The sequence below is a fragment of the Streptomyces sp. NPDC025638 genome (assembly GCF_055558775.1).
The window spans coordinates 450,665-466,038 of the sequence record NZ_JBVHLX010000006.1; the positions used below are offsets into that span (position 1 = coordinate 450,665).

Consider the following 15,374-nt stretch of genomic DNA (forward strand, 5'->3'; position numbering starts at 1 on the left):
GGCACGAAGCGGTCGCTGTCCGGCAGGCCGGGCGACGGCGCGGGGACTGCGACGCGTTTCCACGGCGGCCCCTTTCTGAAGGGTATGCCGGGTAAGCGCGGCCGTGCGTGCCACGGCCGACCGGCGCTCCGGCCGCCCGCCGGCTGCCAGACCCCCGTGGCCGATCGGGGTCGGCCTGGGGCGGCCTGTGCCGGAGAGCAGCGAACGCTTGCGGAAGGCCGGTGCCCTTCTCGGCGCCGGCTGCCGCAGTCGTCGGCGACCGCCGGGCCACTGTGGCGGGCCCGGCCCGGAGTACGGTGGAAACACCGAGGGCATGCCGCGTACCGGCTCCGACACCGGTGCCGCTCTCGGCGACCGACGACGCCGGGGCGGCCTTCGTTCGCGCCCGGGGCAGGGTTCGCGCCATGACCGCGCACATGATTCTCCCGACGACCTCGAACCTTCCTGCGCCCCGACTCGCACCGGGCAAGTCGCGCACGCCGGGACGACCGAAGCGGGAGCAGGGATCCTCGCCCCACGAGGGAGAACGCCTCCGCCCGCTGACACGTTGCCAGGTCGAGGACCGCCTGCAGGAGCTGGGCGACCTGTACGCGGAGGCCTCCGGTGGCGGCCCATGGGCGTGGAACCAGGCGCGTACCGCCTTTCTGCGGCATCTCGCGGCCGACGCGCGACGGCCGGGGTTCTCGCTGCTGATCGCGGAGACCACCGCTTTGACCGGATGCGCCTACGGCTTTCCCGCGGGCAACGCCGGTCCGTGGTGGGAGGGCTTCGACGGCCGTCTCCCGGGGAATCTGCTCCGCCGCGCCGCCTCCGGGGGGCTCTTCGTCGTCTCCGGGATCGTCGTCCCGCCCCGCGTGCGCCGGGAGTACCAGGACCGTGCCTGGAACCTCGCCCGGCGCCTGCAGCGGCGACTGCTGGCCGACCACGGCGCCGTGCTCGGCGTCACGTTGGTGGATTCCGGGGACGACGGGACCGTTGAGGCGCTGTGGTCCTGGGGGTGGCGAAGCGCCGGAGACGACGCCCTTACCGCCTTGCCGCTCGGCCCGTTCCGCGTTCTGGTGCTGGCTCCGGAGACGTGAGCACCCCCGTCATCCCTCACGCCTCGGCCCTGGTCAGGGCACGGGCAGGCGCAGGACGAGGAGGGCGATGTCGTCGGTGCTGCCGGGAGGCATCCGGGCCGACAGCTGGTCGCACAGGGTGCCCAGCGGTTCGTGGGCGAGGGCGAGGGCATGGCGGCGCAGTCGGCCGAGCCCCGTCTCCAGGTCGCTGCCGGGAACCTCGATCAGGCCGTCGGTGTAGAGCAGGAGCGTGGACCCCGGCGGCAGGGCGTGGGAGGCGCTCGGGCGAGGAGCGCCGGCGCCCAGGTGGGTTCCGAGGAGCAGTCCCTGCCCGGCTTCGAGGTACTGCGCGTTCCCGTCGGGGGTCAGCAGCAGGGGTGGCGGGTGCCCGGCACTGGTCCACTGCAGCGTCCAGGGTCCGGTGTCCGGGCCTTCCACCCGGGCGAGGACGAGGGTGGCCATCGACACAGTGGTGATGGCGTGCATGGCGTCGTCGAGACGGTCCACGACGGCACCGGTCGGCCCGGTGTGGTCCCAGGCGAGTGAGCGCAGGATGCCGTGCAGCTGCGCCATGCCGGCCGCGGCGGTCAGATCGTGGCCTACGACGTCGCCGATGACCAGGGCGAGCGTGCCGTCCCTGAGTGTGAACGCGTCGTACCAGTCGCCACCGACCTGCGAGCCGGCCGGAGCGGGCTGGTACCGGGCGGCCAGCTGGATGCGGCCGTGCCGGGGCAGCGGGGGGAGGAGGTTGTGTTGCATGGCCTCGGCGACCGCGCGCTGTCGGCCGAACCGGCGGGCGTTGTCGATGACCAGGCCGACCCGGCGGCCGATGTCGCTCACCACGTTCAGGTCGCCGGTGTCGAAGGGACGTGCCGGGTCGGTGCGCACCAATGTCAGGGCACCGGTGACCTGCCGTGCGGGGCCCAGCGGCACCGTGATGACGGATGCCGCGCCGGTTGCTCCGAGGAAGGCGCTGTGGGCGGCGGCCAGAGGGGAGTCGGTCGATAGGTCCATGTCCGCCCGGTCCTGGAGGACGGGGCCGCCTCCGTTCAGCACGAGGACCAGGGGCGAGTAGGCCGCCGCCCCGGCCGGCGGAAGATGACCGCGCCAGTCCTCCTGCCCGGCGTCACGGCCCTCGGGGCCGGTCACCGCCACCCGGTGCACCTGACGGGAGCCGACCCGGAGGTCCACGGCCGCCCAGTCTGCAAGGCGGGGAACCAGAAGTCGGCTCAGCCGGGCGAGGGCCTCATCCACCTCCAGGGTCTGACCGAGCACGTCGGTGATCTCCGCGACGAGCGTCAGCCGCTCGGCGAGACTCTCCAGAGCGCGCGCATGGGCGGCTCGTTCCGCCTGTTCCGCCCGTTCCGCCTGCTCGGCACGTTCCGCGCGTTCCCTACGGGCATGGCGGTCCACCGCCGTCTCGACGATCAGCAGAACCATGCCCTGGGCGACGCCGTCGTCCGTCAGAGGCGTAGCCGACCAGGAGATCCGGGTCAGCCGTCCGTCGCCCCGCAGACACCTGTCGTCGTCCCCGCGTGCCGAACGCCCCTCGGCCAGTGCGCGCAGCAGTGGGCAGCGCTCCCGTGGGATCCGGGCGCCTCCCGGGTCCCGATGGCAGAGGTCGTGCAGGTCCTGCCCGTAGACCACCGCTGCCGCGCGCCCCAGCAGCCGCTCGGCGGCCGGATTGACCGCGAGGATCCGCCCCGCCGGGTCGATCACGGCCATGGCCGTGCCGAGCTGCTCGACGACCCGCTGCCACAGACGCGGCTCCGCTGCCGACAGCCGCCACTCGTGCTCTCCGCCGGACCTCGAGCCCTCCACCGCGCCGCCGCCCTTCCCTGCACAGACCGCACCGCCGCCGGGGTCCCGGCCCCCGGGAGCACGGAGGCGTCGGTACCCCGATGGTCCCTCTGCGCGTACTCGGCCGCACGGCCGACACGACGGCGCCTCCGTGATACCGCTGTACGGCGGCTCCGGCCGGGCACGGCGGTTTTCCTGCGACGGAAGGCCGGTTGGCCCGCGGCGGCTGATCACCGGACACAACAACAAGGCCCAGGTCTCCGACCTGGGCCTCGAACATGGGGCGGCTGGACCTCGCTGACGTGCAGTTTTCTGCCTGGCAGCGGCACCAGCAGCTCCTGCGCGTAGTCCTGGAGCAGTATGGAGACGTCACGGCCTCCGATCCTGGCCACCACCTCCGCGATCAGCTGCGGCGGCAAATGCGGCACCGCCGCCCCAAGCTGACGCGGACGTGAGGTCGGTGGAACGACTTTCGGCCTGGAGTTTCAATGGCCGCTCAGCGTGATCGCTTGGTTCTACGAGCCTGCCGTCGCTGCCGGGACTTCGCGTGTATGCCGGTCGAGATCACGACCACACCAGCGTCCATCGTTTGCCCCGGATACACCGCCTGAAGTGGCTTCGCGGTGGACCAGGCGCTGAGATGGGTCATGGCCAGTCACGGCTCCTCCGACTGACCACGCCACGCGCAGACGGGCCGCACATCTCGGATTCCGGAAACTGCACCGAACAAGGAGTTGCCATGCGAGCCGTCACTGTCCGAGACCCTGACGCTGGCGTCGGCGGCCTCTCCCTGACGGACATGCCCTATCCCCAGGCCGCTGAGAACGACGTCATCGTGCAGGTGCACGCCGCCGGTTTCACCCCCGGAGAGCTCGACTGGCCGGCAACCTGGACGGACCGCGCCGGCCGCGCGCGGACCCCGAGCGTGCCCGGGCACGAAGTGTCGGGTGTCGTCGCCAAGCTGGGGTATGGAACCACCGGCCTCACCGTCGGCCAGCGGGTATTCGGACTGACCGACTGGGCCCGTAACGGGTCACTGGCCGAGTACGTCGCCGTGGAGGCCCGCAACCTTGCTCCGCTTCCTGCGGACGTCGACCACACCGTGGCCGCCGCGCTGCCCATCTCCGGGCTGACCTCATGGCAGGGCCTGTTTGACCATGCGCGCCTCCTGACCGGCCAGACCGTCCTGATCCACGGCGTTGCGGGCGGCGTCGGGTCGATCGCGGTGCAGCTTGCGCGCGAGGCGGGAGCCCGGGTGATCGGTACCGGCCGGGCGGCGGACAGGGAGACGGCACTCGGTCTGGGCGTGAATGCCTTCCTGGACCTGCAGGCCGATCAACTGGAGGGTGCCGGCGAAGTCGACGTGGTGTTCGACGTGATCGGCGGCGAGATCCTCGACCGCTCGGCCGCGCTGGTGCGCGCCGGCGGCACGCTCGTCACCATCGCTGCGCCCCCCAAGGTCCATCCCAAGGACGGACGGGCCCTCTTCTTCGTCGTCGAACCCGATCGTGCCCGGCTCACTGACCTCGTCCAGTGGCTCCGGGACGGACGGCTCAAACCCGTCGTCGGAGCGGTGCGGCCGCTCTCAGAGGCGCCCGCCGCGTTCGCCCGCGACCGGCGCACCCCCGGCAAGACGATCATCAGGGTCGTGGAGGGCTGAATGGGAGAGCAAGCGTGATCACAATGCGGTTGTCGTCTTGTCAGGACACGCGGAGGGCATGCCATCCCTAAATTGGACTGGACAAAAAGTAAGCCCCAGGTTGCTGACCTGGGGCTTCACCATGGAGCGGGTGACGAGAATCGAACTCGCGCTCTCAGCTTGGGAAGCTGCGATCATTTGTGGCTGGTTTGGGTGCTGACCTGGGCGAACGGTTGGGCTGCGGGCTCGTCGTCGGCGCCCGCTTTCACCGTGACTCCCCGTTGTTCCCCGCTCGATCCGGTGCGGCGGCTGTGGCGCACCGAGCAGGCCGGACCCGAGTTGATTCACAACCGCGTGGGCTGCGGCAAATGCCTTTCCCCCACACCCACCGCGCAGGTGAACGGCCCCTGACCAGGCGAATTGGTCAGGGGCCTGCGTTGTGCGGTGCCCGCTCGGCACCGTGGTTCCCCGCGGTTCCCCGTGCGATCGGGCACGGATGGGGCACGGGCACCGTCTGATCCGTAGCTCTATGTGGATCGGTCGACGGCGTTCATCGCGGTCGCGTCGAAGTCTCCAAGGGACGCTACAGGCCATGGGCCATCGCTGGGGTTGCTGTACCGCAACCGAGCTCCGTCGCCCCCCTTCGCGGGCCGCCGTCCACCGTTTCCAGCGGGAACCCTGCCGTCGTCACTCGGCGCAGGCGGTCAGACGCACCCCCCTTCACTGAGACGTCGCGACAAAATGCGCGAATATGAGTGAAGGGGATGTTTTGGTATGTGCCAGGGAGCCACTGGATGGATGCCTCGGACGAACTTCTTCGAAGGGCCGACCCGGCGGCTCTTTTGACGCCAGATGGTGCCATCCGCAGCCTCAACCCTGCGATGGCCACGGCGCTGGGCAGGTCGGCGGAGCAGTGCCTGGGCCGTAACTTCGGTGAGCTGTGGCCCGCAAGCCAGCGGACGTCGGCCGAGAGTCTTGTGGCCCACGCCGCCAAGATGAAAACGGTCGCGATGCGGGTGCTGGAGTTCCCCGGGCGCGGCGGAGCATCCGTTGCCTGCTTGTTCGAGGCGCAGCCGGTGACGGATCCCGCAGGTGACGAGCAGCTGGTCTGGGTGCACGCCCTGGATGCGCGCAATGACCTGGCCAGTCTGCTGATCCCATTCCGGCTGGCCACTGAGGCCGCCGACCTCGGCCTGTGGATGTACTCGCACGATGAGCGCCAGCTGGAGTGGCTCGGTGGCCTACCAGCCCTGGTCGCGCTCTACCCGGATCTCACCGCGCCGCTGTCCAGAGTGATCTCGGCAGTGCACCCCGACGACCGGGAGGCTTTCCGGCAGCTCCTGCGCTCGGGTCCCGCCCAATCCCCCTCCCCCTGGGTGAGGTACCAGTACCTCACCCGGCACGACGGCTGGCACCAGCTGGCCGCCCAGACCCGTCGGATCCAGCTGGGCTACGACGGCCCCGAACGGATCTTCGGGGTGGTCCGCGACGACACCAAACAGGAGAAGCGCAAGAAGAAGGCGCAGGCCGCACTGACTGCCGAACGACAGCGCGCCAAAGCCACCGCCGACTTCTCCTCCGCCTTGATCGCCGCAGCCACGGAGCAGGAACTGCAGCAGGTCGTCCTGACCCGGCTAGCCGCGACGTTCGGCGCCACCGGCGTCCTGTTCGCACTCGTCGACCACGGCCGGCTGCGCGTCTCCAGCGACGCCGGGATATGCACGGGGGAGGCGCAGGCCCTGCAGGGCATGTCACTGGACCATCCCAGCCCGCTGCCCGAAGCGATTCGTACCGGCAAGCCGCAGTTCGTCCCCGACCAGGAGGACTACGTCCGCCGCTGGCCGGACGGGGCATCCTTGCCGTGGCTCGCTCGGATCGGCTCCGACTACACCGTCTCCATCACGCCCCTCAGCGAGACCGGCAATCCGCCACTCGGAGCGTGGGAGATGACCTACGGCAGTGGATACCGGCCGTCCCTGGACGAGCGGACCCTCATGGGCACGCTGGCCGACCTGGCAGGCCAGGCACTGAGGCGCATCAGGTTGCAACAGGCACGCGTCGAGCTGGCCATGGCGCTGCAGCAGACCATGCTGCCCACGCTGCCCGAGCACCTCCCGGGTCTGCAGGTTGCCGCCCGCTACCGACCCAGCCGGGACGGGCTGGACATCGGCGGAGACTGGTACGACGCCTTCGTCACGCCCGACGGCGCGATCGCCCTGGAGATCGGCGACGTACAGGGGCACGACGTGGACGCCGCCGCCTTCATGGGACAGGTCCGCCTGTCCATGCGTGCGATCGCCGCCCAGGAACCGGATCCGGCAACCGTGCTGATGCGGACCAACGAGCTGCTCGTCACGATGGATCGGGCACGATTCGCCAGCTGCACCATCCTGCGTGTCGACCCGCACGACGGACGGGTCACCGGCACCAGTGCCGGCCATGTGCCGGTGCTCTGCGCGCACAGGGACGGCAGCCACGAGGTCCGTGAGCTGCCGGGCGGGCCGGTCCTGGGAGTCGTGCCCGGCACCGAGTACCGTGAGGAGACCTTCACCCTGGACGAGGACAGTGCGCTGGTCATGGTCACCGACGGCGTGGTCGAAGGACCGGGCCTCACGCTGGAAGCCGGACTGGAGCGAGCCGGAGAGCTGGCCGCCCAGGCCGTCCACGACGGGCTGAACGCCGAGGAGACCGCCGACCGCATCCTCGACGCCGCGGTCGCGGTCGACCACCTCGACGATGTGGCAGTGCTGGTCATACGACGTACGTGACTGCATCACGCTGGCGGGGCGCCATCAATCGGTCGATGACGACGCCCATGCCGGCACAGGCTTTGAGATCTGGCCTCGTCCTTATCAGGTCGATCATGGGTCTCGGCAACGTCGATCAACCCGCCGACATCCTCGGCCGATGGTTCGGTGAGTTTCAGCGCTGGCCGCCAGCGTCCGCGTCTGTTGGTGTCAGCCGTTGATGTCACCCCCCGCAGGCAGGCATGACAAACGCCACCAGGCCAACGCGGCTCATCTGGTACTCATCATCCGCTCGCCATGGATCTTGGCGGCCCGCTGCCACTTGCAGGCGGTACAGCGTTCCAGATACGCGTATGGCGAGGCATCCATGGCCTCCGCTTCTTGGTTGTCCCAGGTCGAGGCAGACCTCACCCGTGAGGACTGGCGTTCGCCCGACGCCGGCACCAGCGCCTGCCCGCCGTAACCGTGGAAGGCGTACTGGTGGGTGCTCTTGGACGGTTGGCACCCAGGCGTGCGCCGACCCCGTTGTCACCACCCTCCGGCCGGGAGCGGCGAGGTTGCGGTGCTCGTCCTCGCCCCCAAGCATGGGCTCAGAGGAACAGTGACGAAGCACATCGGAAGTCACGTCCCGGGAGGACATGAGAGCCATGACGTTTCCTGCGCCCCGGTCCGCCGACCGTCGCCGGACAAGGCGCACTCGACAGACATGCGTGCGATCGGCATGACCGACGACGACCGGCCGCTGCGCTGTCTGGTCACCGGCGCCACCGGTTACCTGGGCGGCAGGCTGGTGCCGGAGTTGCTGGCCGCCGGGCATTCCGTGCGCTGCCTGGCCCGCTCGCCCGGCAAGCTGCGGGACCATCCGTGGGCTGGGCAGGCGGAGGCCGTGCGCGGGGACGTAACGGACGAGGGGGTCGTGCGCGCGGCCATGGAGGGCATGGACGTCGCGTACTACCTGGTGCACGCGCTGGGCACCGGTCGGGGCTTCGAGGAGACCGACCGGCGCGCGGCCAGGATCTTCGGTGAGCAGGCGCGTGCCGCCGGAATCCGTCGGATCGTCTACCTCGGCGGTCTGAGCCCTTCCGGAGTACCCGAGCACGCACTGTCACCCCATCTGCGGTCCCGCGCCGAAGTGGGCCGCATCCTCCTGGCCTCGGGCGTGCCGACCGCCGTACTGCGGGCAGCCGTGATCATCGGGTCGGGTTCGGCCTCGTTCGAGATGCTGCGATATCTGACCGAGCGGCTGCCCGTGATGGTGACCCCGAGCTGGGTGCGCACCCGCATCCAGCCGATCGCCGTCCGCGACGTGCTGCGCTTCCTCGTGGGATGCGCGAGGCTGCCGTACGACGTGAACCGCGCCTTCGACATCGGCGGACCGGACATCGTCACGTACGAGGAGATGATGCGGCGGTACGCCGTCGTCGCCGGGCTGCCGAAACGCGTTATTGTCCCCGTTCCGCTGCTCACCCCCCGACTGTCCAGCCTCTGGGTCGGTCTGGTCACCCCGGTGCCGGGCGCTCTCGCGCGCCCGCTGGTCGAGTCGCTGAAGCACGAGGTGGTCTGCGCCGAGCGGGACATCGTCCGTTACGTGCCGGACCCTCCGGAGGGACCAGTCACCCTCGACCGGGCGATCCGGCTGGCTCTGAGGCGCGTGCAGGACGCGGACGTTGCCACCACGTGGTCCTCAGCCTCGATTCCCCGCGCCCCCAGCGACCCGCTGCCCACCGACCCCGACTGGGCGGGCGGGAGCCTCTACACGGATCACCGCGAGCGCACGGTCGCGGCGTCGCCGCAGGCGCTGTGGCGGGTGGTGGAGGCGATCGGGGGCGAGAACGGTTGGTACTCCTCGCCGCTGGCCTGGTCCCTGCGGGGCTGGCTGGACACCCTGGCGGGCGGTGTCGGCATGCGCCGGGGCCGCCGGGACGCGACCCGGCTGCGGGTCGGCGACAGCCTGGACTTCTGGCGAGTGGAGGAGATCGAGCCGGGCCGGCTGCTCCGGTTGCGCGCGGAGATGCGGCTGCCGGGCCTGGCCTGGCTGGAGATGGCCGTCGACCGGGATCCACAGGGGCGCACGGTGTACCGGCAGCGGGCCCTGTTCCATCCGCACGGCCTGGCCGGGTACGCCTACTGGTGGGGCGTGGCCCCCTTCCACGCCGCGGTCTTCGGCGGCATGGCCCGCAACATCGCCGCCGCGGCCGAATCGGCCGCCCCTGAACCGGCCCGTACTCACTGAGGGGGCTCAAGGAACTGTGCGCGTCTCGGTCGCCCTGTTCACCGCCGACCTGCGGGTGCACGACAACCCGGTCCTCCAGGCCGCTCTGAAGGACGCGGAACGTGTGGTCCCGCTCTTCGTCGTCGACACCGGCATCCGCCGCACCGGCTTCGCCGGACCCAACCGCGCGGCGTTCCTCGCCGGCAGCCTCGCCGACCTCGACGCGGCCCTGCGGGCTCGGGGCGGCCGGCTGGTGGTGCGCGTCGGCGACGTGGTCGAGGAGACCTGCCGGGTGGCGGCGGAGACCGGGGCAGCCGTGGTGCACATCGCGGGCGGGGTGAGCCGCTACGCGGCACGGCGCGAGGACCGGCTGCGCGCGGAGCTGGCCGGCGACCGACGCGAACTACGCGTCCACGACGCCTCGTTGACGGTCGTACCGCCGGGGGCACTGACACCGGCGGGCAAGGGCCACTTCGCCGTCTTCACCCCGTACTTCCGCCGATGGGAGAGCTTCTCCGTGCGCGGCGTCCTGCCGGCACCGGCCGCCGTACGGCTACCGGACGTAGGCTCGGCCGGCCTTCCTCGCGCAAAGTCCCTCGCGTCGGGCTCCACGTCGCCGGGCCTGCCCGCCGGCGGGGAATCCGAGGCCCGCCGCAGGCTGCGGTCATGGCTGGCGGGCCCGCTTTCCGCATACGACGACCGGCACGACGACCTGGCCGCCGACGCGACCTCCCGGCTCTCCCCCTACCTGCACTTCGGCTGCCTCTCACCCACCGAACTGCTGCATCGGGTCCGCGCCCAGGACGATCCCGGTGCGCATGCCTTCGTCCGCCAGCTCGCCTGGCGGGACTTCCACCACCAGGTCCTGGCGGCCCGCCCCGACGCAGCCGACCACGACTACCGGCCCCGGCACGACCGCTGGCGCCGCACCACGAAGGAGTTCGAAGCCTGGCAGGACGCCCGCACGGGCTACCCCGTCGTCGACGCCGCCCTGCGACAGCTTCGCCACGAGGGCTGGATGCCGGGCCGGGCCCGCCTGCTCGCGGCAAGCTTTCTCACCAAGACGCTGTACGTGGACTGGCGGGTGGGAGCCCGCCACTTCCTGGACCTCCTTGTCGACGGCGATGTTGCGAACAACCAGCTCAACTGGCAATGGGTCGCCGGGACCGGCACGGACACCCGCCCGAACCGGCTCCTCAACCCACTCGTCCAGGCACGCCGGTACGACCCTCGCGGGGAGTACGTACGCCGCTGGCTCCCCGAGCTCCGCCACCTCGACGCCACCGCGGTCCACCGCGTCCCCCACCTCGACGCAGCCACCCGTGCGGGCCTGGACTACCCCGCCCCGATCGTGGATCTCGCCGCGGCCGCCGCCCGTTTCAGGGAGCGGCGGAGCCGACTGCCCGGACAAAACAAAACCCCAGGCCGCTGGCCTGGGGCTTCATCACAGAGCGGGTGACGAGAATCGAACTCGCGCTCTCAGCTTGGGAAGCTTGGGTCTTCTGGGCACTACTTCCGTACTGACCTGCGGCGTAACTGGGCCGCGGACATTGGCTGTGCGTCGTTGATTCCCCATTGTTCCCCGTGAGTCCCCGCAGGTTCTGGCACGCGAATGGCACGCCTCCTGCCCTCGTCCTCCCCGAACACCGGAGGCTTGGTCTTGGACTTCTGCGCCTCAGTCGACGAACGTCAACCACGATGGCGGGTGCGTCGAACGATCAGGCGCGCGTGTAACAGAGCAAGCTCCACTCTCCTGCCATACTGCTGGGCACCGCTGTAATTCAGAAGCAGTTGAGTGCCGTCCCTGGGTATCGTCGGCCGCATGTCTGACGAGTGCTTCGGACACCCACGGCTGGCCGCGATCTACGACCCGCTCGATCCCGATCGCAGCGATCTCGATGCGTACGTCAGGGTCGTGGAGGAGTTCAAGGCGCGCCGGGTGCTCGATATCGGCAGCAGGACAGGTGTGTTCGCACTCCTGCTGGCTGATCGCGGGATCGAGGTCGTCGGGATTGATCCCGCCCGGGCTTCCATTGACGTGGCCAGGACCAAGCCGAGGTGGGGAGCGGGTGCGGTGGGTCTGTGGTGACGCGACAGCACTTCCGCCGCTGCAGGTCGATCTCGCGACCATGACGGCGAACGTGGCCCAGGCCATCGCTGCCCCAGAGGCATGGCAGAACACCCTGCGGGGGGCCTACGACGCTCTGCGGCCGGGTGGGCGTCTGGTGTTCGAGACCCGGAATCCAGCGAAGCATGCTTGGGAGGCGTGGAACCGCGACGCGTCGTACCGTGTGACGGAAATTCCGGGTGTCGGGGCCGTAGAGAACTGGGTGACCTCGTCGAGGCCAGATGGCCGTTCGTAACGTTCCGCTGGACCTATGTCTTCGCTGCGGATGCACAGGTGCTGACCTCGGATTCGACGCTGCGCTTTCGTGAGCGGGAGGAGGTCGAGGCGGACCTGGTCGCGCGCGGGGCTACGTGGTCGAGGACGTTCGCGATGCGCCCGATTGACCGGGCCGGGAGTTCGTCTTCCTTGCGCGGCGGCCGGCACCGTAACCGAGCGGCCTCTTCGTCTCGAAGCAACCCGAAGGGGGCTTAAGTAGGGGCGAGTGTGCCGCTGACCTGCTGCGATGGCCCGCCGCCGTCCGCGCTTGTCTGGGGCTGTTCGCCAGCGTTGTCACGCAGTTGGACACTCACCACCGTTGGACCGAGCCATACCGAGTGCGCGCCTGGTAGAAGGTGCTCGGAGGTGCTCGGCTCCTGGGCGGCATCCGGTGGCAACTGCGGAGACTTGCGCAGTTGTGCCGTACAACCCTGAAGGGGCTCCAGGGGTCTTGTGGGCAGTCTTGTCTTCCTAGTGGGGGTTGCATCACTGTGCGTGTGCGCAGCATTTCGGCCGTGACGGCGCTCGCGGTCGCTCTCAGTTCTGTCGCCCTGATCGGGTCGGCCGCGGGCCCTGCTCTCGCCGACAGCAGCGCCGCGCTGCCCATCACGTCCAGCGGCGACATCATCGTGGACGGCGTTCACCAGCGGGTCTTCATCAGTGACCCGTCGGGAGGCAAGGTCGTTGCCACCGACTACAACGGCACCGTCATCGGGACGATCACCTCGCTGCCGCAGGCTGACGGCCTGGAGCTTTCCGCCGACTCGGCAACGGTCTACGTCGCCGTGCCGGGAACTGATGAGATCGTGGCCATCGACACGGCGACGGTCACCGAGACTGGGCGGTACGCGACGGGTGACGGCACAGATCCGCAGCACCTAGCGCTCGCGGGCGGCAAACTTTGGTTCGGCTATGGCAGCGTCGGTCACGGCAACATCGGCTCTCTCGACCTGTCCGGCGGGCAGACGCAGGTTTCGCTCGCCCAGGAGGCCGACGGAACGTGGAACGACGCTCCCCTGCTGGACTCGGCACCCGGCGCTCCCAACACCCTGGCGGCCGGCTCGCGCCAGTACTACTTCACCCTCGGCATCTATGACGTGTCGTCCGGCACGGCCAGCCGGACCGCGTTCCTCGGCGGGCAGGACGCGGCCATCGGCAACACCGCGGAGGACCTGGCGCTCACCCCTGACGGCACAGAGCTCGTGGTGGCCACCACAGCAGGCGACTTCCAGCAGGTCTTTCGGACCTCAGACCTGTCAGAGACCATCAGGTATCCCAGCAGCTACTGGGAACAGCGGTCGGTGGATGTCGCGCCGGACGGCCTCGTCGCGGTGGGCACCGACACTTACGCCTCCTTCGACCTCCCCCATGTGTCCATCTACAAGCCGGGTAGCACGGCCCCGAGGCGGACCGCCAACTTCACCGACTACCAGAATGGAGTCGCCCAACAGACCCTGCTCGACCACGGCGACCTCGCTTTCGCGCCCGACAGCAGCCGGCTCTTCGCGGTCACACACGACCTCCGCAGCAGGTACCGCCTGCGCGTCGTCACCGACCCCAGCAAGGCCGTCACCACCATCACGGTGAACGCCCCGGCGACGGCCGACCGTGCCAAGTCGCTGACCGTCTCCGGCAAGGTCACGAACACGCTCGGGCTGCCCGCGGGGACCACCGTCGCGGTCACCCGAACGGACCTGGAGTCCCCGAACGGCAAGGCGCTCCCGGCCGCGACAGTGAAGGCGGACGGGACCTTCTCCTTCACCGACACCCCGCCCGCGGGCGGCAAGGTCACGTACAAGGTCTCCTATGCCGGCGACGCCGATCGCACGACTGCCTCCGCCTCCGACACGGTCGAGGTCTCCCGGAGCTCCACGACCCTGACAGTGAACAAGAACGGCAACATCTACGCCTACGCCAGTAACGTGATGTTCACCGCCCACCTCGGCACGACGTACAAGAACCGGACGCTCTCGCTCTACGCGGACACCGCGGGCGACGGCAAGGGCAAGTACCTGGTCAAGACCGGCACGGTCAACAGCGAGGGCAACCTGTCGGTCACCTTGCCCCTGAAGCGCGACACCACGGTGAGCGCGTACTTCTCCGGCGACGCGCGGACCGCCCCGAAGACGGCCAAGAGCTGGGTGGGCGCGAAGGTCAGGGTGTCGCTGAGCCTGAGCCGCTACTACAAGACGGCCACGGTCAACGGGCACACCAAGTACTACTTCCGGAAGACGACCAATCCGCTCCTCACGACCACGATGACGGCCTACCCCGGCCGCTCGCAGAGGCTGCAGTTCCAGATCTACTACGACGGCGCCTGGCGGTCGGCGGGGTCCCAGTACTTCAAGCTCGACTCCACGGGCAAGTCGGTGGTGGAACTGGGCGGCACGCACCAGACCGGCTACTCGATGCGCGTGCGGTCGTCCTACATCAACGACTCCTCGGGCGACACCGTGAACTCGACCACGCACGGCTCCTGGAAGTACTTCACCTTCACCAGCTGAGGCCGCCCGCCCCCAAGGCCCGGCGCATCCGATGACGCGCCGGGCCTTGGGATACATCTTCCTCAGGGGATGCGATACAGCCGAGTGCCACGCTCAAGGACACATGGCGCGCGCCGGCCACTCCTCGGAGCGGGCCGCGCTGATGTATCAGCACTCGGATCTTGAGCGGCAGAGGAAAGTGGCGGTCGGGCTGGATCGGATGTCCGAGGGCAGCGCAACGCGACGGCTGACCAGCCGGGCGAGGGGGCATCGGGCGCGAGACGCTTAGACAGGTCTAGACAGCAAAGAAGCCCCGGGCTGCTGGCCCGGGGCTTTGTGCTGGAGCGGGTGATGGGAATCGAATCCGCGCTCTGAGCTTGGCTGCCAGGGGCGGACTTGACAGGTTCGCCGCTCACCCACTCATTCTGCGGCACGGTCATCGCCCCAGACAGATCCCCCCGCCTGAACCTCAGCCGCCGAAAGTCAGCCACGACGGCGGGCGCGCCGACCGACCATGCACGTGTGTGCCTCGCTGCACCCCCACCGGTCTCAGCCACGCTGCGGGTGGCGTCGACCAGAGCAAGCCGCGCCGGCCGAAGCGCGGCGGCGAGACCTTGGGCGATGACGGCTTCGTCCCGAAGCAACTTGGGCGGGCACTCGACCTTGGCCTCGTGTGCTTCTCACCTGTGGCGACGGTCCGCAGGTGTGCGTGGGCGTTGTCACGCAGTTACAGGGGACACGGCCCGGCGCTTAGACGATGCGGGCACGCTCTTGCAGCCTGGCCCAACAGTTCGGCCGTACTTCCGCGTCAAGCTGCCGGGTGCCGCTGCCGTCCGCGCTGTTTGCCGTCCGCGCTGCCGTCAATCGAGCGTGCGAAGACCCCGCGCCCGAAAGAAGCGACGCCCCGCCCGGAGGGCCAAGATCAGCCCTATGGCTGCCAGCACGCCGTTGAGACTGTCCATGATCATGACGACACGGTGAGGCGCCAGCAACAGGCTCGGCACCTTGGCGCTGATCATCCCCAGGCCCATGAGGAGGGGGAGCCATGCCCA

8 protein-coding genes and 2 pseudogenes are annotated in these 15,374 nt (G+C 69.7%); 7 read left to right on the plus strand and 3 right to left on the minus strand.

The window, feature by feature from the left end; genetic code table 11:
* The first annotated feature begins 404 nt into the window (after positions 1-404).
* Positions 405-1,079 carry a hypothetical protein gene (locus ACZ4EG_RS19075; RefSeq protein WP_453547262.1) on the plus strand — a complete coding sequence of 225 codons (675 nt, stop codon included), beginning with the start codon at positions 405-407 and terminating at the stop codon, positions 1,077-1,079.
* Positions 1,080-1,112: 33 nt separating this feature from the next.
* Here the strand turns inward: ACZ4EG_RS19075 and ACZ4EG_RS19080 are convergent, their stop codons facing one another.
* Both ACZ4EG_RS19080 and ACZ4EG_RS19085 read right to left on the minus strand, forming a co-directional pair.
* Positions 1,113-2,879: a PP2C family protein-serine/threonine phosphatase gene (locus ACZ4EG_RS19080; protein WP_467791361.1), complete on the minus strand. Its 1,767-nt coding sequence runs from the start codon at positions 2,877-2,879 to the stop codon at positions 1,113-1,115.
* 263 nt (positions 2,880-3,142) lie between these two features.
* Positions 3,143-3,277: pseudogene (locus tag ACZ4EG_RS19085) on the minus strand (serine/threonine-protein phosphatase); the annotation flags it as partial.
* 320 nt (positions 3,278-3,597) lie between these two features.
* Here ACZ4EG_RS19085 and ACZ4EG_RS19090 point away from each other — a divergent pair.
* The 6 genes and pseudogenes from ACZ4EG_RS19090 (at position 3,598) to ACZ4EG_RS19115 (ending at position 14,343) form a co-directional block, all read left to right on the plus strand.
* Positions 3,598-4,518 (plus strand): NADP-dependent oxidoreductase, encoded by a 921-nt coding sequence (locus ACZ4EG_RS19090; RefSeq protein WP_467791382.1) that lies wholly within the window; start codon positions 3,598-3,600, stop codon positions 4,516-4,518.
* Positions 4,519-5,291: 773 nt separating this feature from the next.
* Positions 5,292-7,265, plus strand: a complete 1,974-nt coding sequence (locus tag ACZ4EG_RS19095) for a SpoIIE family protein phosphatase (RefSeq protein ID WP_467791362.1) — start codon at positions 5,292-5,294, stop codon at positions 7,263-7,265.
* 685 nt (positions 7,266-7,950) lie between these two features.
* Positions 7,951-9,477, plus strand: a complete 1,527-nt coding sequence (locus ACZ4EG_RS19100) for an SDR family oxidoreductase (RefSeq protein WP_467791363.1) — start codon at positions 7,951-7,953, stop codon at positions 9,475-9,477.
* A gap of 16 nt (positions 9,478-9,493) precedes the next feature.
* A complete protein-coding gene (locus tag ACZ4EG_RS19105) occupies positions 9,494-10,915 on the plus strand; it encodes a cryptochrome/photolyase family protein (RefSeq protein WP_467791364.1) in 1,422 nt (473 codons plus the stop codon).
* Positions 10,916-11,278: 363 nt separating this feature from the next.
* Positions 11,279-11,967, plus strand: a pseudogene (locus tag ACZ4EG_RS19110) (class I SAM-dependent methyltransferase).
* A 369-nt stretch (positions 11,968-12,336) separates the two neighbouring features.
* Complete coding sequence (locus ACZ4EG_RS19115; protein ID WP_467791365.1) at positions 12,337-14,343, plus strand: Ig-like domain repeat protein; 2,007 nt, start codon at positions 12,337-12,339, stop codon at positions 14,341-14,343.
* A gap of 839 nt (positions 14,344-15,182) precedes the next feature.
* Here the strand turns inward: ACZ4EG_RS19115 and ACZ4EG_RS19120 are convergent.
* Positions 15,183-15,374: hypothetical protein (locus tag ACZ4EG_RS19120; RefSeq protein WP_467791366.1), on the minus strand; the 192-nt coding region annotated here is incomplete at its 5' end.

Excerpts from the sequence above, each read along its gene's own strand:
- ACZ4EG_RS19075 (WP_453547262.1), top strand. The coding sequence starts at position 405 with ATGACCGCGCACATGATTCTCCCGACGACCTCGAACCTTCCTGCGCCC.
- ACZ4EG_RS19090 (WP_467791382.1), top strand. The coding sequence starts at position 3,598 with ATGCGAGCCGTCACTGTCCGAGACCCTGACGCTGGCGTCGGCGGCCTC.
- ACZ4EG_RS19095 (WP_467791362.1), top strand. The coding sequence starts at position 5,292 with ATGGATGCCTCGGACGAACTTCTTCGAAGGGCCGACCCGGCGGCTCTT.
- ACZ4EG_RS19100 (WP_467791363.1), top strand. The coding sequence starts at position 7,951 with ATGCGTGCGATCGGCATGACCGACGACGACCGGCCGCTGCGCTGTCTG.